Source organism: Marinomonas maritima (assembly GCF_024435075.2).
In the GTDB taxonomy this organism is placed as follows: Bacteria; Pseudomonadota; Gammaproteobacteria; order Pseudomonadales; family Marinomonadaceae; genus Marinomonas; species Marinomonas maritima.
The window spans coordinates 192,066-211,317 of the sequence record NZ_JAMZEG020000005.1 but is presented as its reverse complement, the minus strand read 5'-3'; the positions used below and the strand labels follow the sequence as shown (position 1 = coordinate 211,317).

The 19,252-nt window shown below is 42.9% G+C and carries 16 protein-coding genes; 7 read left to right on the top strand and 9 right to left on the bottom strand.

The window, feature by feature from the left end:
• Window positions 1-75 precede the first annotated feature (75 nt).
• On the top strand, window positions 76-483 hold the full coding sequence (locus tag M3I01_RS18365) for a GFA family protein (RefSeq protein WP_255897421.1): 408 nt from the start codon (window positions 76-78) through the stop codon (window positions 481-483).
• A 67-nt stretch (window positions 484-550) separates the two neighbouring features.
• Here M3I01_RS18365 and M3I01_RS18360 read toward each other — a convergent pair whose 3' ends face one another.
• Together M3I01_RS18360 and M3I01_RS18355 are read right to left on the bottom strand one after the other, a co-directional pair.
• On the bottom strand, window positions 551-2,896 hold the full coding sequence (locus M3I01_RS18360; RefSeq protein ID WP_275565243.1) for a bifunctional diguanylate cyclase/phosphodiesterase: 2,346 nt from the start codon (window positions 2,894-2,896) through the stop codon (window positions 551-553).
• A 325-nt stretch (window positions 2,897-3,221) separates the two neighbouring features.
• The gene (locus tag M3I01_RS18355; RefSeq protein WP_255897417.1) at window positions 3,222-4,301 is read right to left on the bottom strand and encodes an alkene reductase; all 1,080 of its coding nucleotides are present in this window, start codon (window positions 4,299-4,301) and stop codon (window positions 3,222-3,224) included.
• 233 nt (window positions 4,302-4,534) lie between these two features.
• Between M3I01_RS18355 and gss the strand changes: the two genes are divergently transcribed.
• Entirely contained in the window at window positions 4,535-6,409 is a 1,875-nt protein-coding gene (gss, locus tag M3I01_RS18350) for a bifunctional glutathionylspermidine amidase/synthase (protein ID WP_255897416.1), read from the top strand.
• A 126-nt stretch (window positions 6,410-6,535) separates the two neighbouring features.
• Here gss and M3I01_RS18345 read toward each other — a convergent pair whose 3' ends face one another.
• Entirely contained in the window at window positions 6,536-7,498 is a 963-nt protein-coding gene (locus M3I01_RS18345; RefSeq protein ID WP_255897415.1) for a carbohydrate porin, read from the bottom strand.
• 855 nt (window positions 7,499-8,353) lie between these two features.
• Between M3I01_RS18345 and M3I01_RS18340 the strand changes: the two genes are divergently transcribed.
• The 3 genes from M3I01_RS18340 (at window position 8,354) to M3I01_RS18330 (ending at window position 12,027) form a co-directional block, all read left to right on the top strand.
• Window positions 8,354-9,604: a DEAD/DEAH box helicase gene (locus tag M3I01_RS18340; RefSeq protein ID WP_255897414.1), complete on the top strand. Its 1,251-nt coding sequence runs from the start codon at window positions 8,354-8,356 to the stop codon at window positions 9,602-9,604.
• 551 nt (window positions 9,605-10,155) lie between these two features.
• Entirely contained in the window at window positions 10,156-11,064 is a 909-nt protein-coding gene (locus M3I01_RS18335) for a hypothetical protein (protein WP_275565242.1), read from the top strand.
• A gap of 105 nt (window positions 11,065-11,169) precedes the next feature.
• On the top strand, window positions 11,170-12,027 hold the full coding sequence (locus M3I01_RS18330) for a PA4780 family RIO1-like protein kinase (protein ID WP_255897412.1): 858 nt from the start codon (window positions 11,170-11,172) through the stop codon (window positions 12,025-12,027).
• Window positions 12,028-12,054: 27 nt separating this feature from the next.
• On the opposite strand, the gene M3I01_RS18325 is transcribed toward M3I01_RS18330, so the two are convergent.
• Window positions 12,055-12,609: a TetR/AcrR family transcriptional regulator gene (locus M3I01_RS18325; RefSeq protein ID WP_255897411.1), complete on the bottom strand. Its 555-nt coding sequence runs from the start codon at window positions 12,607-12,609 to the stop codon at window positions 12,055-12,057.
• A gap of 111 nt (window positions 12,610-12,720) precedes the next feature.
• On the opposite strand from M3I01_RS18325, the gene M3I01_RS18320 reads away from it, so the two are divergent.
• Complete coding sequence (locus tag M3I01_RS18320) at window positions 12,721-13,218, top strand: HPP family protein (protein WP_255897410.1); 498 nt, start codon at window positions 12,721-12,723, stop codon at window positions 13,216-13,218.
• 221 nt (window positions 13,219-13,439) lie between these two features.
• A complete protein-coding gene (locus tag M3I01_RS18315; RefSeq protein ID WP_255897409.1) occupies window positions 13,440-14,111 on the top strand; it encodes a 7-cyano-7-deazaguanine/7-aminomethyl-7-deazaguanine transporter in 672 nt (223 codons plus the stop codon).
• A 2-nt stretch (window positions 14,112-14,113) separates the two neighbouring features.
• Here the strand turns inward: M3I01_RS18315 and M3I01_RS18310 are convergent, their stop codons facing one another.
• The 5 genes from M3I01_RS18310 to M3I01_RS18290 form a co-directional block, all read right to left on the bottom strand.
• Entirely contained in the window at window positions 14,114-14,653 is a 540-nt protein-coding gene (locus tag M3I01_RS18310) for a YgjP-like metallopeptidase domain-containing protein (protein ID WP_255897407.1), read from the bottom strand.
• A gap of 256 nt (window positions 14,654-14,909) precedes the next feature.
• Window positions 14,910-16,301 carry a sensor domain-containing diguanylate cyclase gene (locus M3I01_RS18305; protein ID WP_255897406.1) on the bottom strand — a complete coding sequence of 464 codons (1,392 nt, stop codon included), beginning with the start codon at window positions 16,299-16,301 and terminating at the stop codon, window positions 14,910-14,912.
• A gap of 130 nt (window positions 16,302-16,431) precedes the next feature.
• Entirely contained in the window at window positions 16,432-17,199 is a 768-nt protein-coding gene (locus M3I01_RS18300) for an inositol monophosphatase family protein (protein WP_255897404.1), read from the bottom strand.
• 1 nt (window position 17,200) lies between these two features.
• A complete protein-coding gene (locus M3I01_RS18295; protein WP_255897403.1) occupies window positions 17,201-18,250 on the bottom strand; it encodes a LacI family DNA-binding transcriptional regulator in 1,050 nt (349 codons plus the stop codon).
• A gap of 4 nt (window positions 18,251-18,254) precedes the next feature.
• Window positions 18,255-19,073: an MBL fold metallo-hydrolase gene (locus M3I01_RS18290; RefSeq protein ID WP_255897400.1), complete on the bottom strand. Its 819-nt coding sequence runs from the start codon at window positions 19,071-19,073 to the stop codon at window positions 18,255-18,257.
• Between the last annotated feature and the right edge of the window lie 179 nt (window positions 19,074-19,252).

Here is a 19,252-nt window from a genome sequence, read left to right as displayed (position 1 = left end):
TACCAAAATAAAATATCTAACAATGATGAATCCTGCCATCTATAATAAAAATTACGTCATTAGGAGTACGTCACTATGAGTCACCTTCACACTGGATCTTGCCTGTGCGGCGCGGTTAAATTTGAATTAGAAGGCGAATTTAAAAAGTTTTTCCTTTGTCATTGTAGTCGTTGTCGTAAAACATCAGGTTCAGCTCATTGCGCGAGTCTATTCGCGCCGGGCGCAGCATTACGCTGGTTAAGCGGTGAGGATAAAATACGCTTTTATCGCCACGAAGAAACCCATTTCGCTCGCACTTTTTGTTCGCTATGCGGATCAAATGTGCCCACCGACGCCAAAGCTCGAGGGTTGGTTGCAGTGCCTGCTGGCTGTTTAGACACAGACGTTGATATCAAGCCTCAAGCGCACATATTCATGGACAGTAAAGGCAACTGGGATGAGAGCTTAGTCGATGTTCCAGCATTCGACGGCATGCCGAGTTAAGTATTATGAAGATCATTTTCATAACAAGAGCGCGTAAACGTACGCTCTTGTTATGAGTCTATTAATCTTATTTTTCCTGTTTATATACGAGAACTTGATCCAATTTCATTGGTCTGGAAAAGAAAAATCCTTGTAGGTAATCACAGCCATACTCTAGTAATACATCACGCTGTTCTTTCGTTTCGACACCTTCCGCAATAACTGACATATTAAGTTTATGCGCCATAGAAATGATGGCCTCACATAGCGACACAGAGGAAGATTCGTCATCCAGTTTTTGTACAAAGCTTTTATCGATTTTTAAATAATCGATGTCGTAATTCATCAAATAGGAAAGAGAGGAATAGCCTGTCCCAAAATCGTCCAAAGCAACCTCTATACCTTTTTCCCGAAAGCCGAGCAGTGCTTTGCGAGTATTTTCATCTAAGTTCATCAAAAGGTGCTCAGTTATTTCAACCACTAAGCCATTTTTTTGCTGCGTTACTTCCGTATTATCGTCCGGAGTAAGCAAACTGTTCAAAAATTGACATGTATTATCGTGATGGTTCGATAGCTGCATAGGTGAAACATTCACACTGACCTGTGCGTCACTGCCGTACACTTGACGAATTTTCGGCAAAGCTCGTTTCGCTTCGTTAATAACCCAAGCCCCTATCTCTAAAATCTGACCTGATTCCTCGGCAAACCCAATGAATTGATCTGGTGATATCAAACCTCTTTCTGGGTGCTGCCAGCGAATAAGCGCTTCAAATTTTGTGACTAAGCCTTGTCTATTAATAATGGGTTGATACACCAAATAAAACTCTTGATTACAGATAGCGTGACGTAAATCTTTAATCAACGCCATTTTCTGTATAAGTGTGTCTTTTAACTCCTTGTTAAATCGGCGAATGGTATCGCGCCCACATTTTTTGGCGTGATACATCGCTTGATCCGCTGCGCCCATTAATTCCCTAATATTTTCTCCATCATCAGGGTAAAGAACAACACCCACACTGGCCGACATAACAACATCACCATAGGCCACCGTAAAAGGTTGTTTGACTAAGCGTATTATCTCTTCACTTAGGACTAACATTTTTTCAGAACTAGAATGCTCGCCCTCAAATAAGAAAATAAATTCATCACCACCGATCCGACCAATAAAGTGCGCATTAGAGCAGTTCTGGGTAAAACGCTCCGCCATCTCTTTGAGTACGTCATCTCCCACCTCATGGCCACGAGTATCATTTACTTCTTTGAAATTATCCAAATCAATTAGGACGATCCCCAGTTTGCTTTTATTTTCCTTTGCAACAACAAGAATGTCTGAGAGCTTTCGATTAAACGCGTCACGATTTGGCATTCCCGTTAAACTGTCCGTTTGAGCCAGCCGAATAATTTCTTCCTCGGCTTGAGATTTACCCTCGGCCATTTTAATAAAACAACCCTGCAAATCGTCCATTTCCTTAACACCAATAGAACGGACAGCATAAATAGGTTCATTTCGACCTAATCGAAGCGCAAGATCAGAAAGTCTGTGTAATGGCCTCGATATTGTATTAATAAAAAATAGTTGAAAAAGCGCATAAATCACCAAAACAAGGATTGAAAAAATGACAGCCATGAGAGTGTAGCGCTCATTAACTATTTGAAGAGATTGGTCAACTGCCATGCCGGTCAGGAAAGTCAGCTGAACTTGCCCATCTTTATTTAGCACTTCTCTCTTATTAAAGATCCTATTAACACCGTCATCGCTTTGCCAAATGGTGTTGAAATGCCCGGGATATTCAAACCTCGTATTTTTCGGATAACTGGCCACTGCCTGACCACTGCTGTCCAATACGTAAGCAACACTGTCAGTTGGCAAATTATTGCGACTAAGCAATGTACTCCACCAATCGAGCGAAATAACCACCACTGCGACACCAACCGAAACAGTCTCATTTTCACGGCTTGGCACAGGGTAAGCAAAATTAATCGTGGGGTGCCCCATCGCTCGATCTACCTGTACGCCACTTGTGGTAAAGCTTTTTTTGGTCAGCGCGTCACGAATGTATTGTCGATCACTCACATCAACGGTTTTTTTCAACTGCGTGCCATTACAGGTCAAAATGCCTTTGTCATTTGGGACACCAATGTTGACGTACCCCTCAAATAGGGGGGTTAATTCCTGCACAAAACGACGACAGCCATCGGAATTGGGTTGTTGGATATGGGAAATAGACACTAATGATGTCAAGAAGCGCTGAGTAGAATCCACCAAGGACTGTTGATTTTCAGCGGCTTGGTTGGAAACAAGTTTTGCAGCTTTCAACAATTCTTCTTGCACGATGACGCGGCTGTAGTCAAAGCTCCAGTAAATAAAACAGTATAATGGTAGAACGATCAAAATTGAGAGAAGATACAGTCGTCCTTTGAGTGTATTTAACATCTTAAACTCTAATTAAGTGTATTAGCTCTTTTCCTTAATTATTCTGAGGTGCCTTGTTTGCACTCAAAAGATTCAAGCTAAATGGCTTTATGTCCGATCGCATTCTGATCAAACATACCTTCTTTTATATACACTTAAACCTAGCACACATATTTCAAATGCGTTTGTTCACTTTTGTAATCATTAAACCGTGTTGAACAAGGTACTTTTTTCTTTGATAAAACACAGGCAAATGAATGGCATTCAAAACGCACAAATAAAAACGCCAAGGCAGTTGCCTTGGCGTTTTTAATCGTGTGGTGTTCTATTCGTTATTTTCTATTCTCTAGGACGCGGTCATAAACGGGTAGTCTGTGTACCCTTCTGCGCCTGACGTATAGAAGGTATCAGAATTTGGTTGATTCAATTCTGCGCCTTCTTTAACTCGCTCAACGAAATCTGGATTCGCAAGGATGCCAGTACCAAATGCCACACTGTCGGCTTGGCCACTCGCAATCACTTGGTTCGCTTCTTCTGGGCTGTAACCCATGTTAACCATTAAGTGGCCTTTGTAAACTTCGCGGGCCACACTCACCACATCCGCTTTTTGTAAGCCAAAGAAGTCAGCACGCATCAGATGAAGGTAAGCCAAATCAAAACGATTTAGGTACTCACCCAAGAAGCGAGTCCACGCGAGAGGATCACTTTCTTTCATACTTTGGAAGCTGTTCAAAGGTGAAAGGCGTAATCCTACTCGACCACTGCCCATAACCTCTGTCACAGCTTCTAATACTTCGGTTAAAAATCGTGCGCGATTTTCGAAAGAACCGCCGTATTCGTCTGTGCGTTTATTCGCACTTTCACGCAAAAATTGATCAATCAAGTAACCATTCGCACCATGAACTTCAACACCATCAAAGCCTGCTTCTTTGGCATTAATCGCGCCTTGTCGGAAATCGTTCACTATTGCTTTGATTTCACTTACGGTCAATTCTCGCGGTACGGTATACGGCTTTTTACCTTCCGGCGTATGCGTTTCACCTTCGATTGCAAGTGCACTTGATGAGACGGCATCTTTACCGCCATTCAGTAATGGGTGCGCAGCGCGACCGCCATGCCAAATTTGCATAAAAATACGACCACCAGCTTTATGAACCGCGTCTGTCGTTAACTTCCAGCCTTCAATTTGCTCTTGCGAATAAATGCCTGGATCGTCTCCAAAAGACGAGGTGCCTTCAGTTACCATAGTACATTCAGTAATGACCAAACCAGTACTAGCACGCTGAGCGTAATACTCAGCCATCAAAGCGTTTGGTAGGTGCCCAGGAGCGCGTGTGCGCGTTAAAGGCGCCATTACAAAACGGTTTGGCGGCTCTAAATCGCCTAATTTGACAGGGCTAAACAGTGTTGTTGATGCAGTTGTCATGATGAGCTCCAGAATAAGTTTCAATCTTGATATCAAAGATAAAACACTACATATGGCAGTAATTTTAAAAAACAATCTCGTGCACTTTCTTTACTGAATAGTCGCTCATTAAATAACCTTTTCAGTGCTTGCAGGCCCACTTTGCAAGGACTATATTGCGAGCACCAAGACGGTGTTCTTATCGTCTTTTCTTTGACCCTATTAAACGCTTTTGCGTGAGGGATTTCACCACGATGGTATCTGATTCCACTAAACCAACACCCTTTGGCACCTTGTTAGGCATAGCACCAGGCAACGTCCCTGTTTACTCGTCTGATTACGATTCTGCCGATGACAACGAGTTACCCAATCGTCATGCGTACCGCAGTTATGTGGACGGCGTTTTCATGGGTTACAAATGGCAATGTGTTGAGTTTGCTCGTCGTTGGTTGTATCTCAATAAAGGCTACATCTTTGATGACGTCGCCATGGCGTACGATATTTTCCGTCTGACGTCCGCTCGACTGATTGTCGACGAAAGCCGCTTACCGCTGAAATCGTTTCGTAATGGATCCTTGCGTCATCCAGAAGTCGGCTCCTTGTTAATTTGGAGCGAAGGTGGCGAATTTGAAGTCACCGGCCATGTTGCCATTATCACCAAAGTCATGCCGGATCGCCTGCATTTGATTGAACAAAACGTTGGTCACCATGTTTGGCCTGAAGGGCAAAACTATTCCCGCGAACTAGAAGCACGAATCAGCGACGATGGCGGTTATTGGTTACGCTGCTCCTATGGTGACGCGTCTATTTTAGGTTGGGTCATTCAAACCGACAATGACCAGCATGCAGAAAATATAGAGCCTGACGATCCAACACTTTTCGACCTACAACTACGCCATGTGCCAGACAAGGGTCAAGCCACACGCGCTTGGCTAAATATCGCCAACCCAGCGGAAGAAGCCTTTGTCGATATGATGGGTGGACACAAACTCGCCAGCCGAGTCGAAGACGACCACAAATACATGGTCATGACACAAACCGCTGAACGGGAACTGAAACGCGCCACCAACGAATTGCACGCTTTATTTATGCACGCGACAGACTACGTATTACAAAACGATGAACTTTTATCTAGCTTTAACATTCCGCCGGCGCTGTGGCCGAAGATTCATCAATCTTGGGATAATCGTCGTAATCAAATGATCACTGGAAGGTTCGATTTCAGCGTATCTGCACAAGGTATCAAGGTTTACGAGTACAACTGTGACTCGGCCTCTTGCTATATGGAAGCGGGGATCATCCAAGATAAATGGGCTAAGCATTATGGCGGCAATGAAGGAGATGGCTCTGCTACGGAACTGGTCGACGAATTGATTGAAGCGTGGAAAAACAGCGACGTGAAAGGTGTGATTCACATCATGCAAGACACCGATCTTGAAGAAAACTATCACGCTCTTTTCATGAAACGCACCATGGAAAAAGCGGGCCTACATTGCAAAATCATCAAAGGCGTTAGCAGTTTACGTTGGGACGATGCCGGCGACGTCGTGGATGCGGATGGCATTAAAATTCGCTGGGTTTGGAAAACATGGGCGTGGGAAACCGCGTTAGATCAGATCCGCGCGGAATGTGATGATGACGAGCAACGCCTACGCGATTATCAAACCGATGTGCCACGCAGCACAGCGCCACGTTTAGTGGATGTGTTGTTACGCAAAGACGTAATGGTATATGAACCACTTTGGACACTTATTCCGAGCAATAAAGCGATTTTACCTGTTTTATGGCTGCTTTTCCCTGATCATCCTTATTTATTGGAATCGTCTTTTGAATTAAGCGACTCGCTTAAAACCAACGGCTATGTGAGTAAACCTATTGCTGGCCGTTGTGGTTTTAACATCAGTTTATTCGATGGTGAAGACGCTTTGATGGAAGAAACTGCGGGTCGTTTTTCCCATCAGGACCAAATATTTCAAGCACTTTGGAAACTGCCCGACATTGAAGGCTACCGCTCACAAGTCTGTACTTTTTCCGTGGCTGGGCACTATGCTGGCAGCTGTTTGCGCGTTGATCCAACATTGGTCATCACCAAAGACAGCGATTTAATGACCTTGCGCGTTATTGAGTAATAGCAATAGGAAATACTGGATAACCAATAGACATGAAGGGCAAGGGTAAAAAGCTCGCATAAAGAAAGAACAATATCGCCAGAAAAGGGAATAACCAGCGGTATTGTTCTTATCTTTAACTATGCATTAGAACGAATAGTTAAAACGAACACGTGCTGCGGTTGTTTTATCATTTGCGCCAGCGGCAACTTTATCCGCGGTGGAGTAGGAGCCTGCTAATGTAACGGTCGCATTTTCGATGTCTAATACTGGCATTGTGTAAGCCACATACGTCGTTAACAAAGACGGATCATCGCCTGTTTTGTTATCAACATTCGATCCAATCACACCCAAACCAAAATTCCCATAGGTCATGTTTGCCGCAAAAGAAGATACTTTCTGATCGGTATTATCATCGTCCATGAAAGCAGCAGAAAGATTAACGTTCGTAGCGGCAACATCAAAGTTAGCGGTTAAAGCATAACCAGATTGACTAACATCGCCGCCCGCCGTCAAGTCGTACTTAACGCTTTCAAAACCAGCCGTGAACGTCGCAGCATCCGTGATAAACGTAACAGATGGGCGAATGCCTGAGATAGCAGCGGTATCGTCACCCGCTGTATCATCATCACCAAAAACCGTATCGATTTCGAATTTTACGTTTTCACTCGCATTAAAGTGGAAAGCAATTTGTCCACCATCATCGCCAGCACGGCCACGTACTTTATTCGCTTGATAAACGTCAACATCAGCAACGTGTTCGACCATGGTGTCTTTACCAAGCGGAAATAGATTCACCCCTTCAAAGCGACCAAGCTGGACATCCCAAGTACTATTACCCAGCTTAATAAAAGCATCGTCAACCGTTGCTTCACCATCCGTATTTAACAGAACAGTACCTTTACCTGCGAAGAAGTTATCACCTGCAGTATGTTTACTGTATGCATTCAACTCAACACGACCATTTTGATCATACGTCGTATCGCCTTCTGCCTTAGAAATAGCATCGGTATTTAACTCGAAATTAGCATCAAAAGAAGGGGCGGCATGGGCTGCACTGACAGACAAAATACTGCTAACAATGGCAGTATGTATAATAGATTTTTTCATGATTATCAGACCTAAATGTATGTTGTTTTTATAATAAATAGAGCTTGTCAAAAACGTATGTTTTCAAAAACAATGATACATTTTGGTAATTTTATTACAACGAAACGCGGTTGATAATTATTCTTATTTTTTACTTAATTCCTGAAATTTAAAAGAAGTATACTTAACGATCTGTTATATAAGGATAAAAAATAAGTTTGATTATATTGTTAAAAAACAATAAGCAAAAAATAAGAACGCAAATGTTAAGCCTCGTCTTTTTTAGTTATTTAATTACAAGTATGAGCATGAGTGAATCCAAGTTGGCTAGGAAGACTAACACTATAAACCATGCTATAAATGAAGGGTTATCGTCACCTTCGTCTCGTCCTTTAAACGCCTCAACTTGTGCCATCTCAAAGACTCATGCAGACTGTCGCGCATCGACAATAAACCACAACTTAGGTCTGCCCTATGAAATGCCCACATTGCGAAGCAACACTGCCACTCTCAACCCTTAAAAAAAGCCTGCGCCGAGCTCAAGCTTGTCGGCATTGTGCGGAGGGCTTTACGCTCACCATTAGCATTAGCCGTATGTTTCTGCTTTTACTCCCCGTGGCTTTTAGCTTATTCATGATCAGACCGATCAGCCTTCACTGGGGAATCGATCCCACTTTCTTTTCAGCTTTAATCGTCGTGCTGTATGGGTTGTCGTGTTTAACCATACGAAAGCGGTCACTTTAATAGGTGCGCCATACTATGGCACCACCGTCACTCTTTACTTCATCATGCAAAGCAAATAATAAAGCCGACCTCTTTTATGCAATGCTACACTAGCGCCATTATTCAGCGCCTTTTATAACCAGCGAGATACTCATGAGTTTTACCTCTTTAGGACTTCTTAAAGAAATCACCGATGTCATAGACGAATTAGGCTATGCAATTCCCACCCCCATTCAGCAAGCAGCCATTCCAGCCGTACTCGCACAGAAAGATGTCATGGCCGGCGCCCAAACTGGGACGGGGAAAACGGCGGCGTTTGCCTTACCTCTTCTACACAAAATACTACAAGCTAAGAATGCAAATAATGCCTCCCGAATCCAGGTTCTTGTATTGACGCCCACTCGTGAGCTTGCACAACAAGTCCATGCTAGCTTTGTAAAATACAGCAAGAATCTACCCATAAAATCCGTTGTCGTTTATGGCGGGGCGAGCATTAATGTACAACTTGATGCGCTAAGAAATGGTTGCGATGTATTGGTCGCAACACCGGGGCGATTGCTTGAATTGGTCATGAAAAAACTCATTGATTTAAGCGCTGTGCAAACCTTGGTGTTAGATGAAGCCGACCGAATGCTCGACATGGGTTTCATCATCGACATCCAAAGAATACTGAAAACCCTCCCTTATAAGCGGCAAACGTTGTTCTTTTCCGCCACCTTTAATGACGACATTTTTGCACTCAGTAAAGTCTTATTAAAAGACCCTAAACTCATCGAGGTCGACAATCGTAATACAACGGCAACTCAAGTTGAGGAAACTATTTACGCCGTTGATAAAGATCGCAAAAGTGCGCTCTTATCGTATTTAATTGGCTCAAAAAATTGGCAGCAAGTACTTATTTTCACTCGTACTAAACAAGGTGCAGATGAATTAGCAAAAGAAATGCAGAAAGACGGGGTAGCAACCCAATCTATTCACGGTGATAAATCTCAAGGGGCACGCGATCGTGTCTTAGCGGACTTTAAGGCTGGCAAAGTACGAGCGCTAGTAGCAACCGACGTCGCAGCACGAGGCATCGACATTGAGCAGCTACTGTATGTAGTGAATCACGAACTACCTTATAACGCAGAAGATTACATTCATCGAATAGGTAGAACGGGGCGCGCTGGCGCAACGGGGCTTGCTATTTCCTTAGTCTCTGAAAAAGAGCGCTATTTACTCACCGATATCGAAAAACTCGTCGGTGAGCAATTTGTTCCACAGTGGTTGCCTGGATTCGAACCTGATTTAAATAAAGTCGATAGGCCCAGTAAAAAGCGCGAACCCTCTAAAAAAGAACAAAGAGCAAAAGCGCTTGGCTTACACTCTTCAAGAGATAAAAAGCCAAAGAAAAAGCGCCGTTAGGCCATTCATAACCAAACTACCCTGAATGTAGACTTAGCACGGCTACGGATAGCATATTCGTAGCCGTTCCTTATTAAATCCCCCTCTATGACTCTATTACCCCCCAAACTATAAAAATACCAACCGAATCCAAATATCTCACTCTCGCCTACTTTTCGTTTAGTTTTGCTGAAACCCTCTTACTGTCACTTCACATTATCAAAAACACAAAGTCATCCTGTTTTTCTAATAACTCAACTTCCTCAACCCGTTTATTCCTCTATTCAATGCCCCTGTCAGGCTACAACATGAACAAAATACGAGGGTACACATCAATCTCATCTAAAAACCACCTTTCTCATAACCTTTTAACTAAAAGCCACATTCAATCGTCAAAAGACTGAAAAATGCCTATTTTTTGATAAAAAATATCATCTTTATTAGAAAATATAATCAATAAATCAACTGTAAAATTATTGTCAACTTACACAAATACACGTAATATTTACGGAACACTCTACACCGTAGTTTTTATCTTAATGGAATATCTATATACCAAAAGGTAATAAAAAATGCTCAAAAGCAACGCTGAATTTCTGGACGCCGCATCCGAAAGAGAATGTACTTTTTATGTGGATTATTTACTAAAAAATATAAGAAGCGCTTCGCTAAAAAACTTACGTGGTAACTCGCCAACAGAACGCGTAAATAAACTGAATGAAGAATTAGACAACCTCATTAAGAAAAACCGGGCTCCTCAGAATTTTTCAACTCAGATGCGCTCTGCTTTTAAATCCACTCAACTTCCTTCCAGTTATTTTCGATGGTTAGATAAAAAAGACGAACGGTTATGTAACTGGGCTTGGTGTTATCTCAAAGGCAAAACCAAGAAAACAGAAACGGACCTAGAAAAAGACGTCATTAAAGACAACGAGCTGCTGTTACTGGCAGAAAAAGCCTTTACTATAGAAAGAGAAAATGCGGCAGACAGGCAAAACGATGTTCTTACCGCTTTTTATGATGGTGAAGCGGACGCCCAACAACAGCAGGACATCCTTGATCACCTTAAAAGTAAATGGCAGGACATACGTATTAATGAAGGCATAACGCATTGGTTCGAAGAAAATAATCCTTCCCAATGGGCTTGGGCGTGGTCTTACCTCCAAAACATTACGCAACGACCGCTAGAACCTGCTTGGATACCAAGCAACGATTCAGAAAAAAAAGCAGCGGTTATTGCTACTATCGATTTATCTGATAACGTAGACCGTAAAGCTCTCATCATTGATAAAATGAAGAAGGCGTGGAGTCAGAAAAAATTTCGAGAAAAATCGAGTGGAAAAAAGCCTTACAGCATCAGTATGACGCTAAATACAAAGCAAAAACTAAATGCACTGGCAGAGGAAAAAGGTATGAAAATCAATGATATGGTTGAATATCTAGTCAAAAATGAATATAAAAAGCGTAATTTCAATGAATAGCCCTAATGATGAAAGGGTAAAAATGATTTCGCCTCATCAGAAATATAGTCTAATTTCTATTTCTGGTAGTTTCATTTGTCATCTAATCACTGTATAACGAGCCGCATGAAAATCCCTAAAAGAATACAACCCCTCATCGAAGATGGCTTAATAGACGAAGTCCTTCGACAATTAATGAGCGGAAAAGAAGCGACTGTCTATGTAGTCCGCTGTGGATCAGAAATCCGCTGCGCGAAAGTCTATAAAGAAGCCGGTAAGCGCAGTTTTAAGCAAGCCGTTCAATACAGAGAAGGTCGAAAAGTTCGCAATAGCCGACGCTCACGAGCAATGGAAAAGGGCTCCAAGTTTGGCCGAGATGAGCAAGAAAACCTCTGGCAGAATGCGGAAGTGGATGCGTTATATCGCTTAGCCGCTGCGGGTGTTCGTGCGCCTACGCCTTACGGTTGCTTTGATGGCGTCTTGCTAATGGAGCTTGTCACTGACGACAGCGGCGAAGTCGCTCCTCGCTTGAATGACGTAGTTCTTAGTGAAGAACAAGCCAAACGAGATCATGACACCATTATAAAAGACATTGTACGCATGCTGTGTGCTGGTTTAATTCATGGTGACTTATCTGAATTCAACGTACTGGTTGATTCTCATGGCCCTGTCATCATTGATTTACCTCAAGCCGTTGATGCCGCTGCAAACAATAATGCGGAATGGATGCTAGAGCGCGATATCAACAACATGCGTAACTACTACGGCATGTCAGCACCCGAGTTGCTGGAAACAAAATACGCCAAAGAAATTTGGTCATTATTTGAAGCCGGTAAGCTAACAACAGAAACGGTACTAACCGGTTTATTTGATGAGCCAACCGAAGAAGCCGATGTAGATTCTGTTCTGTCGGAAATTAAAGAAGCGTTTGAAGAAGAGCAAGAACGCTTAGCCCGAATCAATACGACCGACGACGAAGATTAGTCTAAAAATAGACACAGATTTTTCATATTATCCTAAGAGAGCAACAGCCATGGCTTTTGCTCTCTTAGCCGCTTCTAGGTCACCCGCAACATAGGCTTGTGAAATAGCCCCTTCTTTTAATACGCTGATACTTTGGGCCAAATCCGATGGCGCCAACATAGACGAACAACCAACCAGATTAGCTTGAATAAAAGACGTAATATTCTGTTTATGCTTTTGGCACAAATCATTCACGGCATGATTCGAAAACGCACCATTTGCCTTCACAAAAAAGCAGCCTTTAAAAGGCAACAAAACATCCACCCTGTCATGAAACCAATCATCAAGAGCATCAAATAACGCCAAAATCGCCGATTTACCCTCTCCTGCTGCCATCATTCTTGATATAAGCCAATCCATAAAGACCTGATCTCTATAAATAAGCACCGCTTCGACCAAAGCATCTTTGCTGCCAAAGTGACGATAGAGCGTTTTTTTTGCCACCCCTGTTTCCGCCAAAATGGCATTGACGCCCACAGCATGAATGCCATGCTCGTAAAAAAGTTTAAACGCCGTATGTATCAATAAATCAGGTTTAGACATTACTTTCCCCCTCTTGCTTTAAAAGAATATTGACACAGGTATACAGAGTTGTCTACCATAATAGAGACAGATCGGTATACCTCATAGCCCACTCAAATAAAGGACTTAGTCATGCGATTACATCGGTTTACTGCACTTTATCGCTCTCGGATTTTTACTGTTTTTTTGGCGGGCATGGGGGCGACAGTCTGCATTTTTATCATGGCACAAGGCGCACAAATAGCGCCTTCATACCTTGGAATCATGGCGCCTTTTGGCGCAACCATGGTTATTCTGTTTGCATTACCCAAAAGCCCATTAGCGCAACCTAAAAATATCCTCGGAGGACACCTACTGACAACGGCCATTGGCCTAATCACTTTGTATTATTGGGAAGTGACGCCCATAAGCATCGCCATCAGCGTTGGGTTAGGCGTTTCTTTGATGATGCTAACAAATACTCTGCACCCTCCAGCGGGGGCGAACCCAATCTTAGTACTGTCGCTCAACGTATCGTGGGATTTTTTATTCACGCCAGTTTTGTCTGGGTGTTTGATTATTATTCTGTTCGGGTGGTTTTATCATAATTGCATTTCACGCATAGGTTATCCTCTCAGATTAAAACCTTAATAGCGTGAGGGCGATGAATGCTTTCTGTTATTGCTCATGACTATTCGTGTTTTTTCTATATGACTCTTTTTTAACCAGATATTTAATGTATAATTCCGCTCCGTATTTGGTCAACTGGTCGAATACGGAGTAAAAAATTAATCAAAACAGACGGTTCGTTTCAACAATCGAACACCTATATTTGGGTTCCCTCACCCCAATCAAACGAAAAAGGCCACAATATGAGTACGTTCACTACAGAGCAACAAGCTAAAGCTTTGCTTTATCTTGCGATGTTTCACCTGCTAATTATTGCTTCGAGCAATTACTTAGTACAAATCCCCTTTACTATTCTAGGGTTCCATACCACTTGGGGTGCGTTTACCTTCCCTTTTATCTTTTTAGCAACCGACTTAACAGTACGGATTTTCGGTGCGTCATTAGCACGTAAAATCATTTTTTTAGTGATGATCCCCTCACTAATCGTATCGTACGTTTTGTCTGTTTTGTTCGCTCAAGGGGCGTTTCAGGGAATTGAGACCTTGTCCTCATTCAATGGGTTTGTAGGACGAATTGCGATAGCCAGTCTTTTGGCGTATTTACTTGGTCAGGTACTTGATATTCAAGTATTTAATCGCCTTCGCCAACTTAAAAAATGGTGGATTGCACCAGCGGCATCCACGTTATTTGGGAATGGCTTGGATACATTGGCGTTCTTTGGTATCGCTTTCTACCAGAGCCCAGACCCTTTCATGGCACAGCATTGGCAAGAGATTGCACTGGCGGATTTTGCGTTTAAGCTGATTGTCAGCCTTGGATTATTCATTCCAATGTACGGAATACTGCTTAACTATTTGGAAAAAAGAATCACCACGATTAAACCAGACTTTACGTTGGCAAGCGCCAAACAGTAAGCCTACCCCCAAAGATCACCAAATCGATCTCGATGACTCAAGTACAGCCGTAGATCGAATTCTAATTGATGGTAATCAGGCTCCATATAACAACAAAGCTTATAAAAAGCTTTGTTGTGTTCTTTTTCACGTAAGTGAGCCAACTCGTGCACCAATATCATTTTTAGTAACGGTTCTGGTGTATTTCGGAACAAAGAAGCAATACGAATTTCATGCTTTGCTTTCAGTTTATTGCCTTGCATACGAGACACATAGGTATGCAAACCAAGCGCATTGTTGATAACGTGAATTTTATCGTCATAGATCACTTTACTGATGGGAGAAGAGCTGCGCATAAAATGATTTTTTAGCTCTATTGCATATTCATAGAGCGGGCGGGTGCCACTTAGCTCATGTGCTTTAGGGTATTTTTTAAGTAATAGCTCGCCAGTTTTTTCCGTGTCTAGCAACGCCTCTACTTGACGTTGAATTTGCTCACTGTAGCCCCTCAAATAACCACTAGATTGATTTTTTGGGCGAGTGGCTGATGATGTCTTGGGCATAAAAAGCAATATCCTGAAAGGCGTAAACTGCGAAATATACAAAGTTAGCACTCAAGCTAAGACAACGACTCAATGCCGTTTTATAACGCCTATCACTAACTTCACTTCTCGCCGAATATTATACCGCACTTTCTAGTATTCACCGCGTTACAACTCCTATCGTTTCAACCCAATACATTTTTGCATAAGGGGGAATCAAAAAAATAAACAGAAGTAGCTTTGTTAGTATATGACGCTAGACAGTGTGTGAATCGCTTCAATCCTCTAAAAGATATACACAATTTCGACCTAACGCTTTGGATCGATACAAGGCTTTATCGGCTTTATTTAATAACTCATCGACCGAACTACGACCGCCTTGTTTAAACGCCACGCCCAACGACACCGTAATATGAATCTTTTCATTATCTGGGCTAAGTAAGCGGCAGCTTTCAATGTTTGAGCGCAGCCTCTCAGCGATTAGTAAGGCTTCTTTTTTCCCTGTAAGGGGTAATAAAATAGCGAACTCTTCTCCTCCAATTCGGGCGATTAGATCTTCTTTTCGCAAAATAGACATACTCGTTTCTGCAAGCTGCTGTAACGCTAAATCACCCGATTTATGACCATAATCATCGTTTATTTGTTTAAAATGGTCCACATCCATCATAATAATCGCTAAAGATGAATGAGCTTCCCTCGATTGATTAAGAATAATTTCGCATTTTTCAAAAAATTGTCTTCGGTTTGCCAGTCCAGTTAAATGATCGAAGTGCGCTCTTCGCTCAAGTTCTTCCTGCGCCCTAAAGTTCTCAATGGCAATACTCGCCAAATTACTCGCGAAGTTAATAAGTTCGAAATCTTTGTCTGTCGGAGAAGAAGAGAAACGTTTATAAATAGCAAACGTGCCTAATAAGTCGCCTTTAGAGGACATAATAGGGTCCGACCAGCAAGCCGCAACATCCGCTTCGCGAGCAAGCTGAGTGAAGTTTTTCCAATATCGATGCGTATGAATGTTGTCAACAATAACACGCTCTCCTAAGTGAGCCGCGGTACCGCAAGAACCAACATTCGCACCAATTTTAATGCCATCAATCGCGTTATTATAAAAATCAGGAAGATCCGGTGCGGCGCCGAGCTTTAAACATTGATTGGCTTTATCAAATAATAAAACACTGCATAATGAGAAGGGGCTTTCTTGTTGAATCTGTTTCACAATAACATTAAGAATATCTTTTAATGCAGAGCTCTTTGCGACCATCTCGAGCATTTCACTGCGTGCACGCAGTCTTTTTTCAGCAACCCAATAATCAGTAATATCACTGAAGTACCAAAGCCGCTTGTCTCCCACCAAAGAAAAAGTCACGCTGACTTGCTTGAGCGAACGATCTTTGCAATGCAGCATTGTCTTTAATGCATGCGCGACATCGCTTTCTTGGCATTCCTTGATCCAAGGTTCTATGACATCTTGATAGTATTGAGGTTTTGATGACACACTCGAATACCAACTTTCAATATCAGGTATATCATCTAAGGTATAACCGAAAAGATCGCGAAAGGCCTTGTTTACGTATTCAATACGGCCGGAAGAAACACTAGACCAACCAACAGCAACAGGAGTGGTGTTTAGAACATCTTCTAACCGAATGTCATCCTTTGGGCTTATATCCATACAAATATCCACTAAAGAGCATTCTTATATAATATTAGGGCTAACAGACATAAATACGCGAGAACCCAAAGCAAAACAAGATAACACTCAATGTTTTTTGTATGTTTTTTGTACAGCGATTTTTATTTACCTAATTAAGCACATAATTCAAATCCAGCCACAACTGTGAACTCGCTGCCCACACTGGATTCCCATTCAATAACCCATCATTTTCAAGAAAGTTAGGCACTCGACCTCCCGCCTCTTCAATCAGTAACAGACCCGCTAGAGCATCCCAACTATTGAGATGAGATTCGAAATAGCCATGCACCAACCCTGAAGCAACATGAGCCAGCATTAAAGCGCCAGCGCCAAAACGTCGATGCTCGACATTGTTCGTATCCAACACCACAAGAAGATCAAAATACGCCTGCAATGGCCGACGATTAGAGCGCCCGACACCAATAATGGCTTGCCCCTTTTCAGGCTCTTGGATCGTGAGTGAAGCACCATTTAGATACGCGCCTTTACCTCGCTGCGCGAAGAAAAATTCGTCTCTGTCCGGTGCGTAAACAAAGCCAAGTTGAATAACGTCATTAATCACGTAAGCGACGGAAATACACCAATAGTCCATGCCTTGAAGGTAGTTTGTTGTGCCGTCGATTGGGTCGATCACCCAAACACCACTTTTCTTCGTAACCGTCCCTAGAACCAAACCACTTTCTTCTCCTAAAAAACCATCCTCAGGAAACAAGGCATGGATCACCTCTTTAAGCTCGTTTTCTACGCTCACGTCCGCTTCAGAAACGAAATCTTGTCGCCCTTTGACCGTGACCGACAATCCAGACTGGCGAATAATCTGAGCACGCCTTCCGGCTTTCTTAATTGCCGATTCTAAAATTTGGTATTCATTTTCCATTCTATGGCATCCTTTTATTCATTGAACCCACATCTGGCGATGTGTTTCTAATCATTAATTTCACGGGGATTTCTTCGAAACGCTGACGAATATGTGGATCTTGTCCTCGTGCTTCCAAGCAAGTCAAAACCCGCTGTGCGGTTTGCTGTACGTCTTGATGAATCGTTGTTAATCGGTAGCTGTATTGCGTCGTTTGAAGCGTATTATCAAAACCAATAATGTGAAAATCGTTTGGCGCATCAAAGCCATTTTCACGCATGCCATCTAAAAAACCGCACGCAAGTTGAGCGTTGGCGCAAAAAATACCATCAACACGTTGTCCTTGCTTACAAAAAACATGAGCGGCGTCTCTACCACCTTCGTAACCATCGATTTGCGCGGTTATTTCAACAAAATCAGCCTCATCAAACGCATTTTCTTCCATCATGATACGACGAAACAGGTCGCCTCGATTAATGCCAGACCACGTCGAATTTTCATAGTTCAACCAGCCCACACGAGAACAACCAGAGCGAATCAATTGCTCCGATACGAGCACCGCCGCCATGTGGTTATCCGAACAAACAAAATCCACGTCGGGAATGTCCATATGACGATTAATGCCAACGACTGGAATATTGTGTTGAACGCACTCTTTGACTAAATTCGCTGGCGGCTGCCCCGATGTGACAATGACCCCAGACACTCGAAATTGCGTAAAACGTCGAATGGTCATTTCTAATTCGTCATCATCCCGCACCTCCGTTACCAGCGCTTGATAACCCTTTCGTTGGATTTCGCTCAATAAGCCTTCTAACAAACTACTGCGAAAAGGATCGCTTAAGCGCGCGACCACAACGCCGATTAACTGACTGCGTTTACGGTTTAATCCTTGCGCCAAAAAATTCACTTGGTAGCCGAGTTCATTGGCGGCTTTTACTATTTTTTCGCGCGTCTCGCGCGCGACGCTGCCGTTATTACTGAATGTACGAGACACGGCAGCGCGCGAGACACCGGCGAGTTTCGCGACATCTTCCGCCGTGACTGAGCCTCTTTTTCGAGTATTCGTCAATTTTCTATTCCTTTTCTGTTGAAACGGAGCCCATCGGAATAAAACCGACTGAGGTAGCATCCAGCGTGCACTGAACATAATTATCATCGTCCAAATCAACAACCAAACCGTCTTGGCTGACAAATAAGTTCGGCGTATGCCGAACGGCGCCAAGCAGACTAGGAATCGCGGCATCAAAGCAATGATAAATCCCCAGCGCCTTGACGCTCGTTTCTGCTAGTAATCGTTCACAGTCGGGTAAATCGCCATGAGAAGAGTCTGCTGGCAAAGCATCAAAAGACGCACATTCTTGAAAAGCGATATCCGCACCAAGCATTAATGCTTGGCTGGCGGCCGTTGGTCGTCCGTCGCCGCTAAAAAATACTGTTTGCTGGTCAATCTCAATTCGAATCGCTCGATTGGCCATTTCATGTTGTGTATTGGCGGTGCGAATCTGCCAATGCTTCCACTCAAAAGCATCATGAATATCCTGCCAATGAATCTCGAAACACACCTCTGTTTCAGGCCAAACCGCTAATGCCACCAGCGCTTCCAATGGCTTTCTTTGTTCCGTTTGGCAAAAAATGGTCAGCGGCTCAGTGCGTTGAAAGCTTTTCCATTGGTTAATCAGCGCTGCTAACCCAGAACTGTGATCAGGATGAATGTGCGTAAAATAAATTACCTGTATGTCATTCACACCAATATCACGTTGCCAAATAGCTCTTGGCACCGTCGGTCCACAGTCGATGAGCCATTGGTTTTGCTGTGAGTCGATGATCCTAATGGAAGAGGTATTGTTGCGTTGAGAGAACGCGCTGCCACAACCAATTACGTCAATTTTCATACTGTCTCACCAAGATGTCTTTTTAGTTTAATTAAATTGTCATAAAGATCCGACAAAGTAGGCACCCATCATGTCGGTTATAGATTGCATTTTTTTTACAGAACGATGAACACGTGTTCATTTCATGAAAAAAAGTGAAAAAAGATCTCCGGCAAACGTTTTATTGCACTTGGAGCAAG

What these genes read in the sequence shown, in the direction of transcription:
- M3I01_RS18365 (WP_255897421.1), top strand. Translation starts at nt 76, where the DNA reads ATGAGTCACCTTCACACTGGATCTTGCCTGTGCGGCGCGGTTAAATTT.
- M3I01_RS18360 (WP_275565243.1), bottom strand. Translation starts at nt 2,896, where the DNA reads ATGTTAAATACACTCAAAGGACGACTGTATCTTCTCTCAATTTTGATC.
- M3I01_RS18355 (WP_255897417.1), bottom strand. Translation starts at nt 4,301, where the DNA reads ATGACAACTGCATCAACAACACTGTTTAGCCCTGTCAAATTAGGCGAT.
- gss (WP_255897416.1), top strand. Translation starts at nt 4,535, where the DNA reads ATGGTATCTGATTCCACTAAACCAACACCCTTTGGCACCTTGTTAGGC.
- M3I01_RS18345 (WP_255897415.1), bottom strand. Translation starts at nt 7,498, where the DNA reads ATGAAAAAATCTATTATACATACTGCCATTGTTAGCAGTATTTTGTCT.
- M3I01_RS18340 (WP_255897414.1), top strand. Translation starts at nt 8,354, where the DNA reads ATGAGTTTTACCTCTTTAGGACTTCTTAAAGAAATCACCGATGTCATA.
- M3I01_RS18335 (WP_275565242.1), top strand. Translation starts at nt 10,156, where the DNA reads ATGCTCAAAAGCAACGCTGAATTTCTGGACGCCGCATCCGAAAGAGAA.
- M3I01_RS18330 (WP_255897412.1), top strand. Translation starts at nt 11,170, where the DNA reads ATGAAAATCCCTAAAAGAATACAACCCCTCATCGAAGATGGCTTAATA.
- M3I01_RS18325 (WP_255897411.1), bottom strand. Translation starts at nt 12,609, where the DNA reads ATGTCTAAACCTGATTTATTGATACATACGGCGTTTAAACTTTTTTAC.
- M3I01_RS18320 (WP_255897410.1), top strand. Translation starts at nt 12,721, where the DNA reads ATGCGATTACATCGGTTTACTGCACTTTATCGCTCTCGGATTTTTACT.
- M3I01_RS18315 (WP_255897409.1), top strand. Translation starts at nt 13,440, where the DNA reads ATGAGTACGTTCACTACAGAGCAACAAGCTAAAGCTTTGCTTTATCTT.
- M3I01_RS18310 (WP_255897407.1), bottom strand. Translation starts at nt 14,653, where the DNA reads ATGCCCAAGACATCATCAGCCACTCGCCCAAAAAATCAATCTAGTGGT.
- M3I01_RS18305 (WP_255897406.1), bottom strand. Translation starts at nt 16,301, where the DNA reads ATGGATATAAGCCCAAAGGATGACATTCGGTTAGAAGATGTTCTAAAC.
- M3I01_RS18300 (WP_255897404.1), bottom strand. Translation starts at nt 17,199, where the DNA reads ATGGAAAATGAATACCAAATTTTAGAATCGGCAATTAAGAAAGCCGGA.
- M3I01_RS18290 (WP_255897400.1), bottom strand. Translation starts at nt 19,073, where the DNA reads ATGAAAATTGACGTAATTGGTTGTGGCAGCGCGTTCTCTCAACGCAAC.